Annotated in this window: 17 protein-coding genes and 1 riboswitch; all 17 genes read left to right on the top strand. The window is 46.6% G+C overall.

The genetic code is table 11. The features are described 5' to 3' along the window. Nucleotides 1-5: 5 nt before the first annotated feature. Complete coding sequence (gene yfmF, locus ACFFLE_RS09690) at nt 6-1,271, top strand: EF-P 5-aminopentanol modification-associated protein YfmF (protein WP_380570897.1); 1,266 nt, start codon at nt 6-8, stop codon at nt 1,269-1,271. Next, a complete protein-coding gene (yfmH, locus tag ACFFLE_RS09685) occupies nt 1,258-2,541 on the top strand; it encodes an EF-P 5-aminopentanol modification-associated protein YfmH (protein WP_380570896.1) in 1,284 nt (427 codons plus the stop codon). Before yfmF ends, yfmH begins: the two co-directional genes overlap by 14 nt. Next, a complete protein-coding gene (locus ACFFLE_RS09680) occupies nt 2,534-3,217 on the top strand; it encodes an SDR family NAD(P)-dependent oxidoreductase (RefSeq protein WP_380572115.1) in 684 nt (227 codons plus the stop codon). Before yfmH ends, ACFFLE_RS09680 begins: the two co-directional genes overlap by 8 nt. Beyond that, a complete protein-coding gene (locus ACFFLE_RS09675; protein ID WP_380570895.1) occupies nt 3,214-4,044 on the top strand; it encodes a DUF3388 domain-containing protein in 831 nt (276 codons plus the stop codon). Before ACFFLE_RS09680 ends, ACFFLE_RS09675 begins: the two co-directional genes overlap by 4 nt. A 10-nt stretch (nt 4,045-4,054) precedes the next feature. Next, a complete protein-coding gene (locus tag ACFFLE_RS09670) occupies nt 4,055-4,900 on the top strand; it encodes a helix-turn-helix domain-containing protein (protein ID WP_380570894.1) in 846 nt (281 codons plus the stop codon). Nucleotides 4,901-4,904: 4 nt separating this feature from the next. Continuing rightward, entirely contained in the window at nt 4,905-5,489 is a 585-nt protein-coding gene (gene pgsA, locus ACFFLE_RS09665) for a CDP-diacylglycerol--glycerol-3-phosphate 3-phosphatidyltransferase (RefSeq protein ID WP_380570893.1), read from the top strand. A 171-nt stretch (nt 5,490-5,660) separates the two neighbouring features. Further along, nucleotides 5,661-6,713 carry a recombinase RecA gene (gene recA / locus ACFFLE_RS09660; protein ID WP_380570892.1) on the top strand — a complete coding sequence of 351 codons (1,053 nt, stop codon included), beginning with the start codon at nt 5,661-5,663 and terminating at the stop codon, nt 6,711-6,713. Nucleotides 6,714-6,870: 157 nt separating this feature from the next. Next, entirely contained in the window at nt 6,871-8,430 is a 1,560-nt protein-coding gene (gene rny, locus ACFFLE_RS09655; RefSeq protein WP_380570891.1) for a ribonuclease Y, read from the top strand. Between the two features lie 79 nt (nt 8,431-8,509). After that, nucleotides 8,510-9,268 carry a TIGR00282 family metallophosphoesterase gene (locus tag ACFFLE_RS09650; RefSeq protein ID WP_380570890.1) on the top strand — a complete coding sequence of 253 codons (759 nt, stop codon included), beginning with the start codon at nt 8,510-8,512 and terminating at the stop codon, nt 9,266-9,268. Nucleotides 9,269-9,367: 99 nt separating this feature from the next. Then, nucleotides 9,368-11,104, top strand: coding sequence for a 2-oxoacid:acceptor oxidoreductase subunit alpha (locus ACFFLE_RS09645; RefSeq protein ID WP_380570889.1), 1,737 nt, complete (start codon nt 9,368-9,370; stop codon nt 11,102-11,104). Further along, nucleotides 11,104-11,970, top strand: a complete 867-nt coding sequence (locus ACFFLE_RS09640; RefSeq protein WP_380570888.1) for a 2-oxoacid:ferredoxin oxidoreductase subunit beta — start codon at nt 11,104-11,106, stop codon at nt 11,968-11,970. Before ACFFLE_RS09645 ends, ACFFLE_RS09640 begins: the two co-directional genes overlap by 1 nt. A gap of 121 nt (nt 11,971-12,091) precedes the next feature. Then, nucleotides 12,092-13,813, top strand: a complete 1,722-nt coding sequence (locus tag ACFFLE_RS09635; protein ID WP_380570887.1) for an ABC transporter ATP-binding protein — start codon at nt 12,092-12,094, stop codon at nt 13,811-13,813. After that, entirely contained in the window at nt 13,806-15,632 is a 1,827-nt protein-coding gene (locus tag ACFFLE_RS09630; protein WP_380570886.1) for an ABC transporter ATP-binding protein, read from the top strand. The genes ACFFLE_RS09635 and ACFFLE_RS09630 overlap by 8 nt, the downstream gene beginning before the upstream one ends. Before the next feature lie 48 nt (nt 15,633-15,680). After that, nucleotides 15,681-15,771: riboswitch (TPP riboswitch) on the top strand. A 70-nt stretch (nt 15,772-15,841) separates the two neighbouring features. After that, nucleotides 15,842-16,420 carry an ECF transporter S component gene (locus ACFFLE_RS09625; RefSeq protein WP_380570885.1) on the top strand — a complete coding sequence of 193 codons (579 nt, stop codon included), beginning with the start codon at nt 15,842-15,844 and terminating at the stop codon, nt 16,418-16,420. Then, nucleotides 16,421-17,821 carry an ABC transporter ATP-binding protein gene (locus ACFFLE_RS09620; protein WP_380570884.1) on the top strand — a complete coding sequence of 467 codons (1,401 nt, stop codon included), beginning with the start codon at nt 16,421-16,423 and terminating at the stop codon, nt 17,819-17,821. Next, nucleotides 17,814-18,605 carry an energy-coupling factor transporter transmembrane component T family protein gene (locus ACFFLE_RS09615; protein ID WP_380570883.1) on the top strand — a complete coding sequence of 264 codons (792 nt, stop codon included), beginning with the start codon at nt 17,814-17,816 and terminating at the stop codon, nt 18,603-18,605. Before ACFFLE_RS09620 ends, ACFFLE_RS09615 begins: the two co-directional genes overlap by 8 nt. Nucleotides 18,606-18,728: 123 nt before the next feature. Further along, complete coding sequence (locus ACFFLE_RS09610; RefSeq protein ID WP_344701462.1) at nt 18,729-19,154, top strand: YlbF/YmcA family competence regulator; 426 nt, start codon at nt 18,729-18,731, stop codon at nt 19,152-19,154. The last annotated feature ends 123 nt before the right edge of the window (nt 19,155-19,277 follow it).

The following is a 19,277-nucleotide window of genomic DNA, read 5'->3' as shown; positions in this document are numbered from 1 at the left end:
TTTCCATGTATACAGTGAATAAGAATCTATTGAATAATGTGCCATCAGTAATCGTAGAAACCGACAAATTCAAGACCATCACCATCCAACTGGTCTTCAGAAGCATATCAGAGCGTGAGCGGGTGACGAAGCGGAATCTTCTTTCCCGCATGATGATAAAGCGGACCGATACTTTCTTAAAGGAAGCAGATCTCTTGAACCACCTCGCCTATCTTTATGGCGCCCACCTCACCTCCACCACAGGACGGAAAGGGAGGGACCATACAGTAACCATCGGCATGGAGTTAGTGAACGACAAATTCATCTATGAAGATATGGATATCGTCGGTGAGATGTGCAAACTCCTAAACGAAGTATTGCAGTCTCCATTCAATTACGATGCATCTGACGAGGATTTCTTCAATAAGGAGAAACGCCTGTACCGAAACCGTCTGAAAAGCATGAAGGACAATCGTGCCCAGGCAAGCTTCCAGGCCATGGTCAATCTAATGTTTGAAGAGGAGGACTACAAGTACTTTTCGTTTGGTGTCCTTGAAGATGTTGAATCCCTTACACTCGAAGACATCAAAGAAGAACATTCCCGCATGATGGCTGAAGATGAACTGAAGATTCTTGCAGTCGGTGCGGTAGATGAAGACATAGAAGATAAGCTTAGCAAGATTCATCAACGCGAAGCGCTTGTGGAACTCAAGCATCAACCTTATCCGGACAAGGCAATTGAACAGGTAAAGAGAGAAACAGACGCCCAAAAGATTGAACAGGCTAAACTGAACATGGGCTTCCGCGTTTCAGACTTGGATCTTCAAGAAAGGATGGCATTCAATGTCATGAACCAGATGTTCGGCGGTTCTGCCTCCTCACTGCTTTTCCAGAATATACGGGAGAAAATGAGCCTTGCCTATCAGATAAGCTCCCAAATCGACATCCGTAACGGGTATATGTTCGTCATGGGTGGCGTAGATCCTAAAAACACCGAAAAAGCCGAGACTGCGATTTTGCGAGAGCTTGAGACTCTGCAGCGGGGTGAATTCGAGGATGATTTCGTAGAAGAAGTGAAACGTATGATGCGGGTCAACAGAAAAGAAGTGATGGATAAACCGAAAGGACTGTTGGCATTGGAGTACAATCGCATGCTTCAGGATGAACATTCCTCTTCATGGGAGGAACGTCTGGCGGCGGTTGATAGTGCCATGATAGCCGATGTCAGCAAAAGGGTTGTGCTGGACACGGTCTATGTACTTACAAGGAGTGAAGAAGATGAACAAAATTGATTATCCGAAAATAGATGAACAAGTCTACAAGCACGAGTGTGACAATGGCCTGACTGTATTTGTCATCCCTAAACCAGGCTACAGTAAAAAGTTCGCAACATATACGACGAAATATGGTTCGATGGATGATCATTTCATCGTGGGCGGGGAAGAATATAGAGTGCCGGATGGCATTGCCCATTTCCTTGAGCATAAAATGTTCGAGAAGGAAGACGGCGATGTCTTCAATCTTTTCTCCAAATATGGTGCCAATGCCAATGCCTTCACTTCCTACGACCGCACTTCCTATCTCTTCAGTGCCACAGAATCATTCGATCAGAATCTGAAGCTGCTCATGGACATGGTCGAGCAGCCCTACTTCACCGAAGAGACAGTCGAGAAGGAAGTCGGCATCATCAATGAAGAGATCAAGATGTACCAGGACAATCCGGGCTACAGGCTCTACTTTGAAACCCTCAATCAGATGTATCACAACTTGCCTGTCAAAGTGGATATAGCAGGTACTGAGGCGTCAATCAGTAAGATTACCGCAGACCATCTCTTTTTATGCCACAAGACATTCTACCATCCGTCCAATATGGTGATGATACTCGTCGGTGATTTTGACGTAGATGGATTAATCGATTATATTGATGCGCATCAGAATCGTCGGAAGATTGAACCACTCCCTAAACTTGAGAGGGTGCTCCCTTTGGAACCTAAGGAGATTGTTAAGCATAAAAACATCTTGACGATGGATGTTGAAGAAACCAAATCGATGATTGGCTTCAAGTACTATCAGGAAAATGACGACACTGAAAATCGCCTTAAGCGCGATCTATCGATGATGTTCGCATTGGACATGGTCTTTGGGGAACAGTCAGATTTCTATTATGAGCTTATGGATAAAGGACTCATAGACGATTCGTTCAATTTCAGCCACATTGAAGAAAGTGATTTTTCCCATGCCTTTTTTGCTACGAATACTGAAGAGCCAGATGCATTTGCCGCAGAAATCCGCAATATCATCGAATCGGTCAAAACGGGTGGCTTCTTTACAGAAGAGAAACTCATGAACCAGAAAAGGGAAGTGATAGGGGATTACCTGGCCAGCTTGAATTCTCCAGAGTATATCGCAAACCAATATACAAAATATTACCTGGATGGCTATGACCTCTACAAATTGCTTGAAGTAATCGAAGAAATCACCATCCAGGAAGTGGAGACCCACTTTATCGATGTCATGGATCCCGAATACATGGTAGAGTGTATATTGAAACGTGATGTCTAGATATGTCATAGTAGGCAGCACTGGAGATATCGGAAAGAAGCTGCATGAGCAGTTGTCGACTGAAGAGACCATCACTTTTTCCAGGGAGAAAGAGCCGGAATACGACAGCACGCACCATTTTCTGGATCTCAGCTATGCGCAGGATAAGGCCGTCATTGAAAGCTTCTTTGATGGGGTGGATGGCATCGATGGATTGATATGGTGTCCGGGCTATAGCTTATTCAGCCTGGTACAGGACACCGCTCTCGATGAAGTCGACAACCAGTACAACATATCCATTCGTAATCTTGTCGCCTTCATACAAGTGCTGTTGCCGAAACTCAGAAGACGAAAAGGCAGGATCATCGTCATCACTTCCATATGGGGGCGTCATGGCGCGAGTTATGAAAGCATATATGCTTCCATGAAAGGGGCTCAGGAAGCACTCATCAAATCTTTGGCGAAAGAATTGGCTCCAACGGGCGTAACGGTTAATGGAGTGGCACCTGGGATAGTCGAAGGTGCGATGACGGCACTACTTTCAGAGGCCGACCAGCAACATCTGCTGGATGAGCTGCCGCAGGCCTGTTACGTAAAACCTGCAGAAGTGATGCATGCTGTACAGTATCTGCTGGATGAGAATGCCCAATCTGTAACCGGTGAAATAATGAATGTTAACGGGGGATGGTATACATGAGTACTACAGACAGCAATAAGACGAGATATCCAGAACGTAATATCGAACAGTATATGGAGTATGAAATCATCAATAATCGGCCAGGGCTGCTTGGTGACATCTCATCCCTTCTAGGCAACCTCGGAATCAGCATCGACACCATAAATGGGGTAGAGAATGAAAGACGGGGGTTGCTGATCCGCACGGATGAGCTGAACAAATTGAAGCGTTTTGAACTGATGAGTGCGTATATCGACGACATCAATATTCTTAAAATAAGGAAGCCTCAAGTAAGGGACCGTCTGGCAGTACGGCATGGCCGTTTCATCAAAAGGGCCGAGGATGACAAGAAGATTTTCCGCTTCACACGGGAAGAGATCGGGATACTTGTCGATTTTCTGGCCGAACTGTTCAAGGAGGAAGGTCATAAAATGATCGGTGTCCGAGGCATGCCCCGTGTCGGCAAAACGGAATCCATCGTTGCAGCCAGTGTGACCGCGAAGAAAAAATGGCTTTTCTTATCTTCAACCCTGATCAAGCAGACAGAGCGCACAACTCTCATCAAAGGGGAGTACGACCGCAATAATGTCTTTATAATCGATGGCGCAGTTACGAACAAGTCCACCAATGAAGAGCATAAAAGCCTCATCAGGGAAGTGATGCGTTTTCCGGCTGTAAAGGTCATAGAGCATCCTGATCTGTTTGTGGACGGCATGAATTATACTCTTGCCGACTATGACTACATCATAGAGCTTAGGGAAGATGAAGATCAGGAGATAACCTATGAAAAACATCAGAAAAAACACTGGTTCCAAGATGAAGATATGAGCTTCTTCGGCGGGATGTAGGGAGGTTGCCATGAAACTTGGTACTTATTTAAAGGATAAAAGAGAAAAGTCAGGCATTACCCTTAAGGAGATGCAGGAGAAGTCGGGACTCAGGAAGGACATCATCCATATTATAGAAGCAGGAGATCTAAATGTCCTGCCAGAGCCTAGGCACGCACAGTTTCTCATTCAACAATATGCAGATGCAGTTGGCCTGGACCATGATAAGCTAAAGGAGCGCTTCGCCAGCGACTTACCGGATGATGGTGATCTGAGTGAGAAAAGAAGAGGCCATCCTGATGATGAGGAATATAAATATTTCAAGAGGACAATCATCGGGTTCCTTGGAATCATCCTAGGCTTGTTCATAATTTGGATGATCCTGCTGCAGGTTGGTTCCGAGGCGGATGTGTTTGAAGAGAAGCCAATATATGATTTCGATGAAAAGACTGCTGCATCCAAAGAGCCTGAGGAAAATTCCGAAGAAGAGAAGGATACAGCCGATGAATCAAGTACGGAGGAAGCTACGGAAGAAGAGGGGGAATCAGATGATTCACAATCAACATCAGATTATACCTTCAACAGTTCAGACGGTGCCACCTTCTATTATGATATCAAAGTGTCTCCCCCCCTTGTGATCGGTCTATCTGGAGAGACGCCCTCCTGGGTGACGCTGACGGATGACACAGGCAATAATTATGCCTATGAGACATTATCCGAGGGAGAATTCGAAATCTCTGAAGAAGCTAATGTACTGTATCTCACTTTAGGCGATGCAAAGAATTTCAATGTGGAAATTGATGGAGAACGTCTGCAGAACCCTAAGCAGGGAGATGCGGTCACCGTATATTACGAATTCAATCTGAAAAAGGAGTAGTCTAATGAATATACCCAATCAGCTCACTGTCTTCAGGGTCATACTGATTCCAATATTCCTCATTTTCATACTGATAGATTTCGGCTGGGGCAGCATTCAGGTCTTGGGCGGCGAGGAAGTGTCACTCAGCAGGTTCATTGCAGCGATAATATTCGTTACAGCCGCACTGACGGATTTTCTTGATGGTTATCTTGCGAGGAAATGGCACCTGATCACCAATATGGGGAAATTCCTTGATCCGTTAGCGGATAAATTGCTTGTTACTGCCGGATTGATTGTCCTGGTAGAGCTGCAAGTGATATCTTCCTGGATCGCAGTCGTAATAATAGCAAGAGAGTTCGCTGTAACCGGCCTAAGACTGCTTCAGATAGAGCAGGGTTATGTAAGTGCAGCAGGGCAGCTCGGCAAGATAAAGACCGTATTCCAGATGATTGCCCTTGTAATGTTGCTTTTTGGTGATATGTTTACGCAATATACACCATTCTCCCTTGGCATGACTGCAATGTACATCGCCGTCTTCTTCACCATCCTGTCTGGGATCGAGTATTTCTACAAAGGCCGCGCGGTCTTCAGTGGCGATGAAAAATGATGGCTGTAGGCCTTATGGGCCGTTATCAGCAATCTGAGCAGATGAATCTACAATATTCTATATACCGGACATATTTGTACAGAATCTGACGACCCACATACGAATATATGTTCGCATGAATTTGTGGATTATGTTATAATATATTATGAAATGAATTAATGGAGGGTAATTATGGACGAGAGACAAAAAGCGATAGATACAGTTATAAAAAATATGGAAAAGTCATTCGGTAAAGGCGCGGTCATGAAACTTGGGGACGACGCGGGACGTAAAGTATCAACGGTTTCCTCAGGCTCCATCACTTTGGATAAAGCACTTGGTGTAGGGGGCTACCCGAAAGGGAGGATCATAGAAATCTATGGCCCGGAATCTTCCGGTAAAACCACCGTGGCACTCCATGCCATTGCAGAAGCTCAAAAAAATGGCGGCATTGCAGCATTTATAGATGCTGAACACGCCTTGGATCCTGACTACGCCCAAAATCTCGGAGTCGATATAGAAAACTTGTATCTATCCCAACCGGACACTGGGGAACAGGCCCTTGAAATAACGGAGGCATTCGTCAGAAGTGGCGCTGTTGACATCGTAGTCGTCGACTCAGTCGCAGCGTTGACGCCTAAAGCTGAAATTGAAGGCGAAATGGGTGACGCGCACGTGGGACTGCAGGCGCGCCTGATGTCCCAGGCATTGAGGAAACTCTCCGGTGCCATTTCGAAAAGTAATACCACAGCGATGTTCATCAACCAGATCCGTGAAAAAGTCGGGGTCATGTTCGGTAATCCTGAGACGACATCAGGCGGCCGGGCCCTTAAATTCTACAGCTCTGTCCGTCTGGAAGTAAGGCGTGCCGAACAGCTTAAACTTGGCCAGGAGATTGTAGGTAACCGTACTAAGATCAAAGTTGTGAAAAACAAGGTCGCGCCTCCATTCCGTGTTGCAGAAGTGGATATAATGTATGGTAAAGGCATTTCAAAAACAGGTGAGATGATCGATCTTGGTGTCGAGTATGACATTGTAGAGAAAAGCGGTGCCTGGTATTCCTATGAAGGGGAACGCCTTGGTCAAGGTAAAGAAAATGCCAAGGAACACCTTACGAACAATCCTGCCACCCTTGAAGAGATTGAAAGGAAGTTGCGTTCTGCACTTGGCTTCGGAGGCGAAGCTAAAGAAGAGGAAATTGAGGAACCAGCAGAAGAAACCCTTTTTGAAGATGATGAATCATAAAAAAATAAGTCTTCACAGAGCGCAAGTATCGGGATGCTAAATTGATATTCCTGGTGCTTGCGTTTTCGCATGATTATCTTTAGAATTGAATCTATATAATATTTGTTTCAGTGTATTATATAATCAAGGAATAGAGCTTGTAGGAGAGGTGTTTATTATGGACATGATAGACATTTTCTTGATCTTGCTCGGTATTTTTCTAGGTGTTGTAATCGGATATTTTATTGTAAAAAATATTTTGACCAAAAAGCAACAGGAGGCGCGTGTTTCCGCAGAACATATTATCAGCGAAGCGAATAAGCAGGCGGAGAACCTCAAAAAAGAGAAGTTGCTTGAGGCAAAAGAAGAGAACCAGAATCTCAAGGATGCATTTGAACGTGAATCCACTGAGAAGAAAGAGGAACTCAGATCTCAAGAATCCAGGCTTTTGAATAGAGAACAGGTGCTTGACAGAAAAAGTGAAGTGCTTGATAAAAAAGACGAAGCCCTGGAAGTGAAGGAAGCTAAAATTGAAGAAAAGCAGCAAATGGTTGATGCCGAGGATCAGAAGATTAAAGAAATTATCGGTCGACATGAAGAAGAACTGACCCGCATCTCCGGGCTCACCCGTGAAGAGGCACGCAAAGAAATTTTCGACGAGGTGGAGCGTGAACTATCGCATGACATGGCTGTCATGGTCAAGGAGAAAGAGAACGAGATGAAGCTTGATGTGGATAAGAAGGCAAAAGAACTTCTTGCATCCACCGCCCAGCGTTACGCTGCGGAATATACGAGCGAATCGACAGTATCGGTAGTAACTCTGCCGAATGACGAAATGAAAGGCAGGATCATCGGCCGTGAAGGGCGCAACATCCGGACGCTCGAAACGCTGACGGGGGTTGACCTTATAATCGATGACACGCCTGAAGCCGTCATCCTTTCAGGATTCGATCCAATTCGTAGGGCCATCGCCAAAAATGCATTGGAAGCCCTTGTACAGGACGGTAGGATCCATCCAGGCCGCATCGAAGAGATGGTCGATAAGGCGAGACGCAACATGGAGACGAGCATTCGTGATGCAGGTGAGGCAGCTGCATTCGAACTGGATATCCATAATCTCCATCCAGAGCTGATCAAGCACCTTGGTAAGATGAAATATCGACTCAGTTATGGACAGAATGTGCTTAAACACTCTGTTGAAGTGGGTTATCTTGCAGGAATGCTTGCCAGCGAACTGGGAGAAGATGTTCAACTTGCCAAACGTGCCGGCCTGCTGCATGATATCGGTAAGGCCATCGACCACGAAATGGACGGTAGCCACGTTGAGATTGGCGTGCAGCTCGGAAAGCGTTACAAGGAGCCTGACACAGTCATCAATGCCATCCACTCCCATCATGGTGATGTGGAGCCGACAAGCATCATTTCGATTCTTGTCGCTGCAGCCGATGCACTGAGCGCTGCACGCCCGGGTGCGCGTAGAGAAACACTTGAGAACTATGTCAAACGCCTTGAAAGGCTTGAATCGATTGCAGAGGGCTATGATGGCGTTGAGAAAACATTCGCCATTCAAGCCGGTCGTGAAATCCGGGTGATGGTGAAACCGGATGAATTGGATGACTTGAAAGCACACCGTCTAGCGCGGGACATCAAGAAACAGATTGAAGAAGAACTTCAATATCCAGGGCACATCAAAGTAACGGTCGTCCGTGAAATGCGAGCAGTCGAGTATGCAAAATAAAGAGGCCAGCAGGCATGCCTGCTGGTCTTTTCTATTATCATGACCAAAAATATAAAGTGGATTAAAGGATGGATCTATAATGCGAATACTATTCATTGGAGATATTGTGGGAAAAGTAGGGCGGCGTATGCTGAAGGCGCACCTGCTTGATCTGAAGAGGCAGCATGGCGCTCAAGTGGCCATTGTGAATGGTGAAAATGCTGCACATGGTAAAGGCATCACAGAGAAGATATATAAGGAATTGTTGACGGCGGGTGCGGATTTCATCACTTTGGGCAACCATGCATTCGCCAAAAGGGAAATCTACCCATTTCTTGAGGGCGATGTGCGCATGGTACGTCCAGCAAACTTCCCGGAAGGGGCTCCAGGAAAAGGGCATGGAGTCATCAATGTGAACGGCAAGATGCTTCAGATCATCAATCTTCAAGCCAGAAGCTTCATGGATCCCATAGACTGTCCGTTTAAAAAGGCGGATGAAATACTGAAGCATTCGGAAGCGGATGAGATATTCGTCGATTTCCATAGTGAGACGACAAGTGAAAGTCTCGCCATGGGACATTATCTGGATGGTAGGGTAGGGGCTGTAGTCGGTACCCACACGCATGTCCAGACAAATGATGAGCAAGTATTGCCGAAGGGGACGAAATATATTACCGATGTCGGGATGACTGGTTTCAAAGACGGAATCCTCGGGATACGCAAAGAAGAAGTCATCGAACGGTTCATTCATCAAATGCCCGTCAGGCATAATGTTCCTGAAGAGGGGGCGGGGATACTATCCGGTGTCATCATTGATGCGGAGATGAATAGAATCAGTAAGATACGCATTGAGGAATAGGCTCAGCCGATAGACTGATTTTCATCGTGGAACCATCATGAAGATCGAAAAACATGCCGTATTTTGGTATATTAGCATAAGGACAAGGAGGCAATGTTTATGAAAGAGCAATTGTCATGGAAAGTCGGCGGTCAGCAAGGTGAGGGTATCGAGTCGACCGGAGAGATCTTTTCAACAACCCTAAACAGGATGGGGTACCATCTATATAGCTACAGACATTTTTCAAGCCGTATAAAAGGCGGCCATACAAATAATAACGTGAGAATTTCGACTAAAGAAGTTCGGGCGGTGAGCGATCATACTAATATATTGGTGGCTTTCGACCAGCAGACCATAGACTTGAACAGCCATGAGCTCGTTCAAGGCGGGATTGTGCTTGCAGACAGCAAGTTCGATCCAAAAAAGGAAGAGAATTTGGATATCCAACTCATCTCAATTCCGTTTACAGCCACTGCCAAGGAGCTCGGCAGCCAGCTGATGAAGAATATGGTGGCAGTGGGTGCAAGTGCGCGCTTGATGAATCTTGAGCTGCAGCCATTCAAGGATATGATCTATACGATGTTCATACGTAAGGGTGAACAGATCGTAGAAAGCAATAACCAGGCAATATTGGCCGGATATAACTTGATGGACGAGCAGATGCCGAACATTGACGGAGACTTTGAACTCGAGCCTACAGATGGCGAAAGTCAGCTTTTCCTGATCGGCAATGATGCCATCAGTTTTGGTGCACTCAATGCCGGCGTGCGTTTCGTGGCTGCCTATCCAATCACTCCAGCGAGTGAAATCATGGAGTATATGATAGACAACCTCCCGAAACTCGGCGGCACCGTAATCCAGACTGAAGATGAAATTTCAGCGGTGACTATGGCGATCGGCTCCAATTATGCCGGAGCAAGAAGTTTCACATCTTCAGCTGGACCGGGCCTGTCGCTGATGATGGAATCAATCGGCCTCTCAGGCATGACTGAAACGCCACTCGTCATAGTTGACACGATGCGTGGGGGGCCATCGACCGGTCTTCCGACGAAGCAGGAGCAGTCAGATCTGATGCAGATGATATATGGTACGCACGGAGACATCCCAAAAATCGTACTGGCTCCGTCCGATGTGGAAGATGCATTCTATACGACAATGGAGGCATTCAACCTGGCTGAATATTATCAGGTGCCGGTCATACTGCTTTCCGATCTTCAGATGTCCCTCGGCAAACAGTCTTCACGCCCATTCGACCAGTCCCGTGTCGAAATAAACAGAGGCAAGATAATCACAGAAGAAATCGACAATGATGAGGATTATTTTGAGCGCTACAGTGATGAGGAGGACGGCATTTCGCCGCGTCCGATACCAGGCGTCAAAGGCGGTATCCACCATGTCACCGGTGTAGAACACAGTACAGTCGGGACACCCAACGAAGGTGCAGAGAACCGCATGACCCAAATGGACAAGCGAATGAGGAAGCTGAAGGACTTTACAATGGATGAACCATTCAAAGTGCACGGTGGCGTCGAAAGCGACCTGCTCATCATCAGTATCCTGAGCGTCAATGGTGTGGTCGATGAAGCTGCCGAAAGAATAGATGCAGATATCACCACCATCAGCCTGAAGCAGATCCATCCATTCCCGACGAAACTCCTCAAGCCTTATCTAGATGGAGCGAAAGATATTCTGGTGATTGAGCACAACTACAGTGGTCAACTCCATAGTATCCTGAAGATGAACTATTATGGCCATGACCGTATGAATTCCCATGTAAAATATGATGGGACCCCTTTTAAGCCCGATGAGATTGAAGCACATATCAATTCGATTCTGAAAATAAAGGAAGTTATGTAATGGCGACATTTAAAGATTTTAGAAATAACATCAAACCGAACTGGTGTCCAGGATGCGGAGATTTCAGTGTCCAGGCGGCCATCCAGAAAGCGTGTGCGGCCAACGGACTTGAACCTGATGAACTTGCTGTCATAACAGGGATAGGATGTAGTGGACGTTTGAGCGGATATATCAAATCCTACGGTTTCCACGCAACCCATGGGCGCAGTCTGCCTGTAGCACAAGGTGTCAAAATGGCGAACGATGAACTGACGGTGATTGCTGCCGGCGGTGACGGTGATGGTTTTGCCATCGGTATGGGACATACTGTACATGCATTGAAGCGCAATATAGATATCACATACATCGTCATGGATAATCAGGTCTACGGCCTGACGAAAGGGCAGACATCGCCTTCTTCCGGCAAAGGTTTCGTTACGAAGACAACGCCGGACGGCTCGAAAGAGGATCCGATCCAGCCGATACGGACTGCCATGGCCAGCGGTGCGACATTTGTTGCACAAAGCGTCAGCTCAGACATCAAACAGCTGACTGCCATCATCCAGCAGGCAATGGACCACAAAGGATTCAGCTTCGTCAACGTCTTCAGCCCGTGTGTCACATACAATAAGGTGAACACTTATGATTGGTTTAAAGAAAATCTTGTGGCTGTAGAAGATCTGGATGATTATGATCATACGGACGCAGAAAATGCGATGCAGCATGTCATGGCGAATAATGGCCTTCTTAAAGGCGTCATCTATCACGACGCGGATTCAAAATCCTACCAGGAAAATATAGAAGGCTATCTCGATCAGCCTCTTGTCAAAAGGGACATGACGCTTGAAGATGAAACATTTGATGAGCTGATGGCGGCATTCCGATAAATTGATGCATTCGAAGCAGATATGCTTCGGATGCATTTTTATCTAGACTGTCAAAATTGAGTGAATTATGTCATAATTACTATAATACTTCGGTAATCGAAAGAAAAAAAGGTGGGAGAAATTGCTGACAGTCTATAAATTCGCATTGAAATATAAATGGTTCATAGCCACCGCCCTCTTCTTTATGCTGATAGAATTGACGGTTGAACTCACTCAACCCTATCTGATATCAAAAGTCATAGATGATGGTATTGTGGCAGAAAGCATCGACACTGTGTGGTTCTATCTGCTCATCATGTCAGCTATAAGCATGGTGGCATTTGTAAGCGGTATAATGAATTCGCTTTTTGCGAGTCATGTGGCAAATAGTTTCAGCTATGATCTGCGTACAGCACTTTTTCGGCGGGTCCAATATTTTACGCTGGCGACATTGTCCAAATTCCCTACCTCGAGCCTCATTACGCGCATGACCCAGGACGTCCTGCAGTCTGAGATGCTGCTGTATATGTCATTGAGGGTGATCATCAAGGCACCATTGCTTGTTGTCGGCTCCCTCATCATGTCTTTTGTCGTCAACCCGACGCTTGGGTTCTATCTTTCTTTTCTCACACCTATCCTTCTTATCTTCTTGATTTTTACAGCGAGAAAAGGTGGACAGATATTCTTAAGGGTCCAAAAACGACTGGATAAGATAAACCGCTTCATCCAGCAGAATCTGGAAGCTGTAAGATTGATCAAGGCAAACGACCGTGCAGGGTTTGAAATCAATAAATTCAGTAAAGTGGCAGGGCGCCTGCGTGATGATACCATTTATGCCCTAAGATTAATGGAATCCATCATGCCTGTGCTCCTTCTGATCATCAACGGAAGCCTGCTTGTTGTACTCTGGATGGCCTCCGATCTATTGCAGAACAACGCCGTCCAGGTTGGAGAAGTGGTGGCCGTCGTCAACTATGCATTAAGGATGCAGGGCGGCTTCTCGATGTTTGCATTCATCATCATCGCCTTCAGCCGCTCCAAAGCATCGAGCGACCGTATGGAAGAAGTGCTGAAATCTCCAATCAGCATAAATGATAACGCAGAAATCGTTAAAGAAAATCAGGCGGGGTCGGTCAAGTTTGAAGGGGTCTCCTTCAGATACCCGGGTTCTTCCCGCTATGTGTTGCGCGATATCAGTTTTGAAGTCCGCGAAAAAGAAAAATTCATCATTATGGGTGGGACTGGGTCAGGCAAAAGTACGCTGCTCAGCCTGATACCCAAAATGTACGAGACAGAGGAAGGCACCATCTACATCAACGGGCGGGACATCAAGGAATGGAATGAAGAAGACCTCAGGCAGGCCATTGGCTATGTCCCGCAATCGGCAGTGCTCTTCTCTGGAAGCATATTCGAGAATCTGCTGTGGGGTGATTTGGAAGCGCTGGAATCCGATATCTTCACATCGACCCAAAAAGCCCAGATCCATAATTCCATCGAATCGTTCGATCATCGCTACGACACGAGGGTCGGACAAAGGGGTGTAACATTGTCCGGTGGCCAGAAGCAGCGGTTGTCGATAGCGCGTGCACTCGTCAGGAAGCCGGGGATACTTATATTGGACGACAGCACTTCAGCGCTTGATATAAGAACGGAGTCTGCCCTTTGGGAGGCGATCAGGGAAGAGGAGACCACCCAGATCATCGTCACGCAGAAGATAGTCACCGCCAAGATGGCAGATCGGATTTTGCTGCTTGAAGGCGGCGAGATCAATGCGCTCGGTTCGCACGAGGAACTGTTGCAGCAATCCGACTTGTATCGTTCAATAGTCGAGTCCCAGACGGAAGGAGGGCAATTGGATGATTGATTTCATAAAGAAACCCTTTGGACACGAGCCTGTCCTGACCAAGGAAGACATCAAAAAAAGGAAGGATAAGGATGATCAGCGCCGTGCCAACGATATTTCAGGCACCTTGAAAAGACTCTGGAAATTCATTTCCGAGGAGCGGAAGCTGCTCTATTCGATCATCTTCCTGGTGACCCTGACCAGTCTGCTCAGCATAACCGGTCCGTTCCTGGTCGGCTATATCGTGGACAATTATTTCGTACCACGTGAATTTGATGGGCTCGGCCGCATACTACTTTTCCTCCTGGTCGTCTATATCCTGCTCTCCTCCATTCAGTACACAGCAGCTTTCTTTATGGTGGGTTTATCGCAGAGGACGATATTCAAGCTACGTTCGCGGTTGTTTTCGCACATGCAGAAGCTTCCTGTAAAGTTTTATGACAAGAGGCAGCATGGCGAGCTGATGAGCCGGATGACGAATGACATCGAAACCATTTCGCAGACATTGAACACTTCATTCATCCAATTTACGACAAGCGTCGTGACCCTGATCGGTACAATCAGCGTGATGCTTTACCTCAGTCCGCTGCTGACGCTGTTGACCGTCACCATCATACCGGTATTGATCGTGGCGGTGGCATTCATCACCAAGCGGACGGGACCGCTCTATAAAAAGAGGCAGAAGGCGACGGGTGAAATGAACGGCTATATCGAAGAAATGGTATCCGGCCAGGAAATCGTTAAAGTCTTTTCGCAGGAAGAAACGGCCATCCGCAACTTCAGCGAGAAGGCGGCGAACCTGAGGGAGATCACTTTTTGGGCCTTTTTGTTTGCAGGTCTGATCCCGAAGATCATGAATATGCTGAACAATGTCAGCTTCACAATTGTTGCCGGGGCCGGCGGCCTGCTCGTGTTCTATACAGACGGGCTTGTGACCATCGGGACGATTGTCGTCTTCGCTGAATATGCCCGCCAATTCACACGGCCCCTGGCTGACCTTTCGAACCAGTTCAACCAGGTGCTGTCGGCTCTTGCCGGCGCAGAGCGGGTTTTTGGAATCATCGATTCGGAGACTGAAACAGATGCAGGTCATATTGAGGATGTGACGATTCGCGGAGAAATAGAATTTGACGACGTTTCCTTCTCTTTTGATGCCGATCAGCAGAAGCCGACGATCAATCATCTAAGCTTCAAGATCGATGCCGGCGAATCGGTCGCCCTCATCGGCGCGACTGGGGCAGGCAAGACTACAGTCATGCAGCTGCTCGCCCGTTTCTACGAGACGGATGAGGGTGAGATCCGAATCGATAATCGGAACATATTGGATTATAAACGTACAGTAGTGCGTTCACAGACGGCTTTTGTGCTGCAGGATCCATATCTGTTCGAAGCGACGATACGCGAAAATATACGATATGGTAAATTGGACGCGACAGATGATGAAGTCATTGAAGCTGCAAAACTGGCTAATGCCCATGAGTTCATCATAGAGCTTGAAAATGGCTATGATACTGTGCTCGAGGCCGATGAGGGCTTCATCTCCCAAGGGCAGAAACAGCTCATTTCCATAGCGAGGGCCCTGATAACAGATCCGGCGATACTGCTTCTTGACGAGGCGACAAGCAGCATAGACACCGTAACGGAGCTGAAGATCCAAGAAGCGCTTGAGCGGCTGATGAAAGACCGTACAAGCATCATCATCGCGCACAGGTTGAATACCATCAAAGCGGTGGATCGTATATTCGTCATGGATCTCGGTGAACTCGTTGAAAGCGGCAGTGAAGAAGAACTGCTTGAAGCGGGTGGCAGATATCATCAGATGATTGCGGACAACAAGTGATTTTACAAAGGATTGAGAATGCGCTATCATGGAGTTAATTGAATAACAGCACACCACTAGGGGTGTCCTTTTGGACTGAGAATTACCCTTATCACCTGATCTAGATCATACTAGCGTAGGGAAGTGGCATATTACATAACATTAATATGCACACCACTACACTAGTGGTGTGCTTTTTTATTCTCTAATGATTTCAGGAGGGTATTAAAATGAAGAAAAGAAGAGGCTTAACATTGACGGACGTTTTGGTGACCGTCGTCGTTTCCCTGGTATTTGCAGTCATCTACTCGGTTTGGGGGGCTTTTTACACAGCTTTGAAACCTCTCGGCATCCATCTAAATGAATTGGTCTATGGCATGTGGTTCATCGCGCCGGTCATCGTATATCTGATAATCAGGAAGCCGGGAGTTGCATTGATTGCGGAATTTGCAGCAGCCTCTGCTGAAACGATAGTCCTGCTGCAGTTCGATGTCATGCTTATCATCTATGGACTTATCCAAGGGTTAGCCTGTGAACTTGTTTTTGCCATTGTACGATATAAAAGTACAGCGTTGATGGTTGCTGTATCAGCGGGAACAGCAGCGGCGCTCTCTACACTGCCTTTGGATTGGTACTATGGTTACCTTGCCCATCTCGAGATATGGAACCTGATTCTGATGGCTGGCTTCAGGATTTTGAGTGGGGCAGTGGTCGCAGGGTGGCTTGCGCATATCCTCTATAGAGCATTGCTTGAGACGGGTGTCCTTAAACTGCTCGGTCAGTATAAGGAAACAGAAAGGGAGGCATAGATGGGGATGGAAGTGGTGAATATGGCACTGCAGTTTCAAGGTGCCCATGAGCCATTGTTTACGGACATGAATCTGCAGATAGAAAAAGGTGAAAAAGTTCTGATAGTAGGACCAAGTGGTTCCGGAAAAAGCACTTTATTGAATATATTGAGTGGCCTCATGCCACGCGTCATTGATGCACTGCTGGAAGCGGACCATATGGATCTGCCTGATGGGGGGGCTGTGGTCTTTCAAGATCCCGATTCCCAGTTCACCATGCCTACAATCGGTGAAGAACTTGCTTTCATCATGGAGAACAATCAAGTGCATGTTGACGATATGACTTCGAATGCCTTGTCAACATTAGAAGCAGTGGGGCTGAAAAAGCCTCTTGAGACCCAAATCAGCAGCTTATCGGGAGGCATGAAGCAAAAACTGGCGATTGCTTCTGCATTGCTGCAGAAAGCCGATACTTTCTTTCTCGACGAGCCGACAAGCATGTTGGATGAAAACACTGCCTGTTCTTTATGGGAAACGATTCAGGAAGTGTGGGAAGAGCGTACCGTAGTAATTGTCGAACACCGGGTGGAACACGTGTGGTTTAGGGTGGATCGGATTATTTTGTTGAATGATGAAGGCTGTATCGTCGCTTCCGCTACACCAGGTGAGATGTTAAGTGACAATAGGGAAGCCTTGGATGCTCTGGGAGTGTGGCATCCACATTCATGGCAGAATGCCCCACGATTCACCAAAAGCATAGATAATGGCGTCCCGCTTCTCCAGATTAATGATCTTTCGATAAGTAGAGTAGGAAACGAGCTGCTCAGTGTGGATGAGCTGCATATTCCTAAAGGGCAATGGATTACACTGGAAGGGGAGAATGGAAGTGGAAAATCAAGTTTCATGATGGCAGTTATGAAGCTGATGCAGACACGAGGAGAAGTCATATTCGAAGACCACCCAATACGAAAGACCAAACAATTCCAAGGGGCACTCTATCCGGTTTTTCAGAACCCCGAACTTCAATTCATCACCAACAGTGTCTTTGATGAAGTATTCATCAATCTGGAAATGCATCATGATGAAGCGGCAGCTAAGAAGAAGACGGGGCAGGTGCTCTCACGGATGGGTCTCTCCCATATCAAAAGACTGCATCCGCTTGAAATATCAACAGGACAAAAGAGGCGGTTAAGTGTCGCAACCGCACTTGGCGGCATCCCGCAGATCATCTTTTTGGACGAACCGACCTTCGGCTTGGACGCGCGCCACACATTCAAACTGCTCGAATTGATTCATGAGCTGGTCGAAGACGGTACGACGATCATCATGATCACCCACGACAAGGAAATAAAAGAACGCTATCCGTCGCGGCGCCTGAAAATCCATAATGGTATGTTGGAAGAGGTGGGTGGCGGTGTTTGAATCCATAAAACGCTATTCCACATTTATAGATAGGACCAATCCGCTCACTAAAATAGTGGCGGCAATCTGTCTATTTATAGCGGTAGTATTGATACATGATCCGAACCATCTATTCCATCTGTTACTTTGGATGCTTTTATTATTTTTGGTCATGAGTGGAATTGAACTCAAGTATCAAGCATTGCTGATTGCCGTCACCGTTTTAACAGGGCTTGTGTCCAGCGCATATATGATTTTATATGGCGAAGGTGACACGACCCTATTTGAATTTGGTCTCGTGCATATCACTGAGGAAAGTGTAGTGAGGGGACTTCATATTACGATGCGTGGCCTGACGCTGTCATTCTTCGGCTCACTCATCATTTTTACCACAAGGTTGACCGATGTATTCTACAGTATGATGCAGCAGGGGAAAGTAAAGCCGAAATACGCCTATTCATTTATGGCCGCGATTCGTATGTTGCCTGTTATAGTCAATGAGTTCATCACCTTGAGGAGGGCACGCAAGGTGCGTCGTTCATTGGTCAGCCGAAAACATATCGGAGGGCTCAGGGGGTTCACGAGTACGGTGGTGATATTGCTCAGTCAGAGCATCAGACGGGCCCACCGTCTTGCGGTGGCGATGGAATCGAAAGGATTCGATGATGGGGCTAGGACCTACTATCGTCAGACAAGATTTTCCGGATATGACGTCTGTTTTATAGCGCTCATTGCTGTAGGTCTCATTGCATCCTACTATTCAGGGCAGTGGATAACGCCTTTTGGTACATCCGATGCAAGATAATGAAAGAATCGCTTTGAAATATAGCGATAAAAGATATATACTGATAGGAGATTTTAATAATCCGTAAAATATCATCTGCTATAAATGAAAGCCGGATGCAAAATAAGAAAAGGTGGCAGTCGAATGTATACGAAGGACGATATTGTAAATGAAGCGAAAGATCTTGGGAAGATGATCGCTCAAACCGATCAGGTGGAGTTTTTCAAAAAAGCCGAAGCCAAAATCCATGAAAATAAAGAAGTGCGCGAAAAGATGGCCAGTTTGAAGAGTCTCCAGAAGCAGGCGGTCAATTTCCAGAACTACGGTAAGGAACGGGCCTATCAGATGACTGAGGAGAAGATCAAGAAGATCGAAGCCGAGCTCGATGAAATGCCGATTGTCGACCAGTTCAAGGAATCCCAAGGACAAGTGAATGAACTCCTTCAGATGGTATCCCACGCAATCAGCCAGACTGTAACAAACGATATCATCACCTCAACCGGTGGAGACCTGCTCCAAGGTGAAACGGGCGCGGCAATGGAAAACATGCCGAACCAGAAAAAAGACTAGACATTCGGGAAGCTGCATATCCTTTTGGGTATGCAGCTTCTTTTTCGCTTGACGTGTGTATGGCTATGGTGAGAGCGCCCTTGACACAAGAAGAGTCGGTAAGGTTAAACAATGGAAGCGACA

It is taken from the genome of Salinicoccus siamensis (assembly GCF_042429615.1).
Lineage (GTDB): Bacteria > Bacillota > Bacilli > Staphylococcales > Salinicoccaceae > Salinicoccus > Salinicoccus siamensis.
The sequence above is the reverse complement of the archived record's forward strand: the minus strand, read 5'-3'. Positions and strand labels throughout refer to the sequence as shown.

What these genes read in the sequence shown, in the direction of transcription:
- yfmF (WP_380570897.1), top strand. Translation starts at nt 6, where the DNA reads ATGTATACAGTGAATAAGAATCTATTGAATAATGTGCCATCAGTAATC.
- yfmH (WP_380570896.1), top strand. Translation starts at nt 1,258, where the DNA reads ATGAACAAAATTGATTATCCGAAAATAGATGAACAAGTCTACAAGCAC.
- ACFFLE_RS09680 (WP_380572115.1), top strand. Translation starts at nt 2,534, where the DNA reads ATGTCTAGATATGTCATAGTAGGCAGCACTGGAGATATCGGAAAGAAG.
- ACFFLE_RS09675 (WP_380570895.1), top strand. Translation starts at nt 3,214, where the DNA reads ATGAGTACTACAGACAGCAATAAGACGAGATATCCAGAACGTAATATC.
- ACFFLE_RS09670 (WP_380570894.1), top strand. Translation starts at nt 4,055, where the DNA reads ATGAAACTTGGTACTTATTTAAAGGATAAAAGAGAAAAGTCAGGCATT.
- pgsA (WP_380570893.1), top strand. Translation starts at nt 4,905, where the DNA reads ATGAATATACCCAATCAGCTCACTGTCTTCAGGGTCATACTGATTCCA.
- recA (WP_380570892.1), top strand. Translation starts at nt 5,661, where the DNA reads ATGGACGAGAGACAAAAAGCGATAGATACAGTTATAAAAAATATGGAA.
- rny (WP_380570891.1), top strand. Translation starts at nt 6,871, where the DNA reads ATGGACATGATAGACATTTTCTTGATCTTGCTCGGTATTTTTCTAGGT.
- ACFFLE_RS09650 (WP_380570890.1), top strand. Translation starts at nt 8,510, where the DNA reads ATGCGAATACTATTCATTGGAGATATTGTGGGAAAAGTAGGGCGGCGT.
- ACFFLE_RS09645 (WP_380570889.1), top strand. Translation starts at nt 9,368, where the DNA reads ATGAAAGAGCAATTGTCATGGAAAGTCGGCGGTCAGCAAGGTGAGGGT.
- ACFFLE_RS09640 (WP_380570888.1), top strand. Translation starts at nt 11,104, where the DNA reads ATGGCGACATTTAAAGATTTTAGAAATAACATCAAACCGAACTGGTGT.
- ACFFLE_RS09630 (WP_380570886.1), top strand. Translation starts at nt 13,806, where the DNA reads ATGATTGATTTCATAAAGAAACCCTTTGGACACGAGCCTGTCCTGACC.
- ACFFLE_RS09625 (WP_380570885.1), top strand. Translation starts at nt 15,842, where the DNA reads ATGAAGAAAAGAAGAGGCTTAACATTGACGGACGTTTTGGTGACCGTC.
- ACFFLE_RS09620 (WP_380570884.1), top strand. Translation starts at nt 16,421, where the DNA reads ATGGGGATGGAAGTGGTGAATATGGCACTGCAGTTTCAAGGTGCCCAT.
- ACFFLE_RS09610 (WP_344701462.1), top strand. Translation starts at nt 18,729, where the DNA reads ATGTATACGAAGGACGATATTGTAAATGAAGCGAAAGATCTTGGGAAG.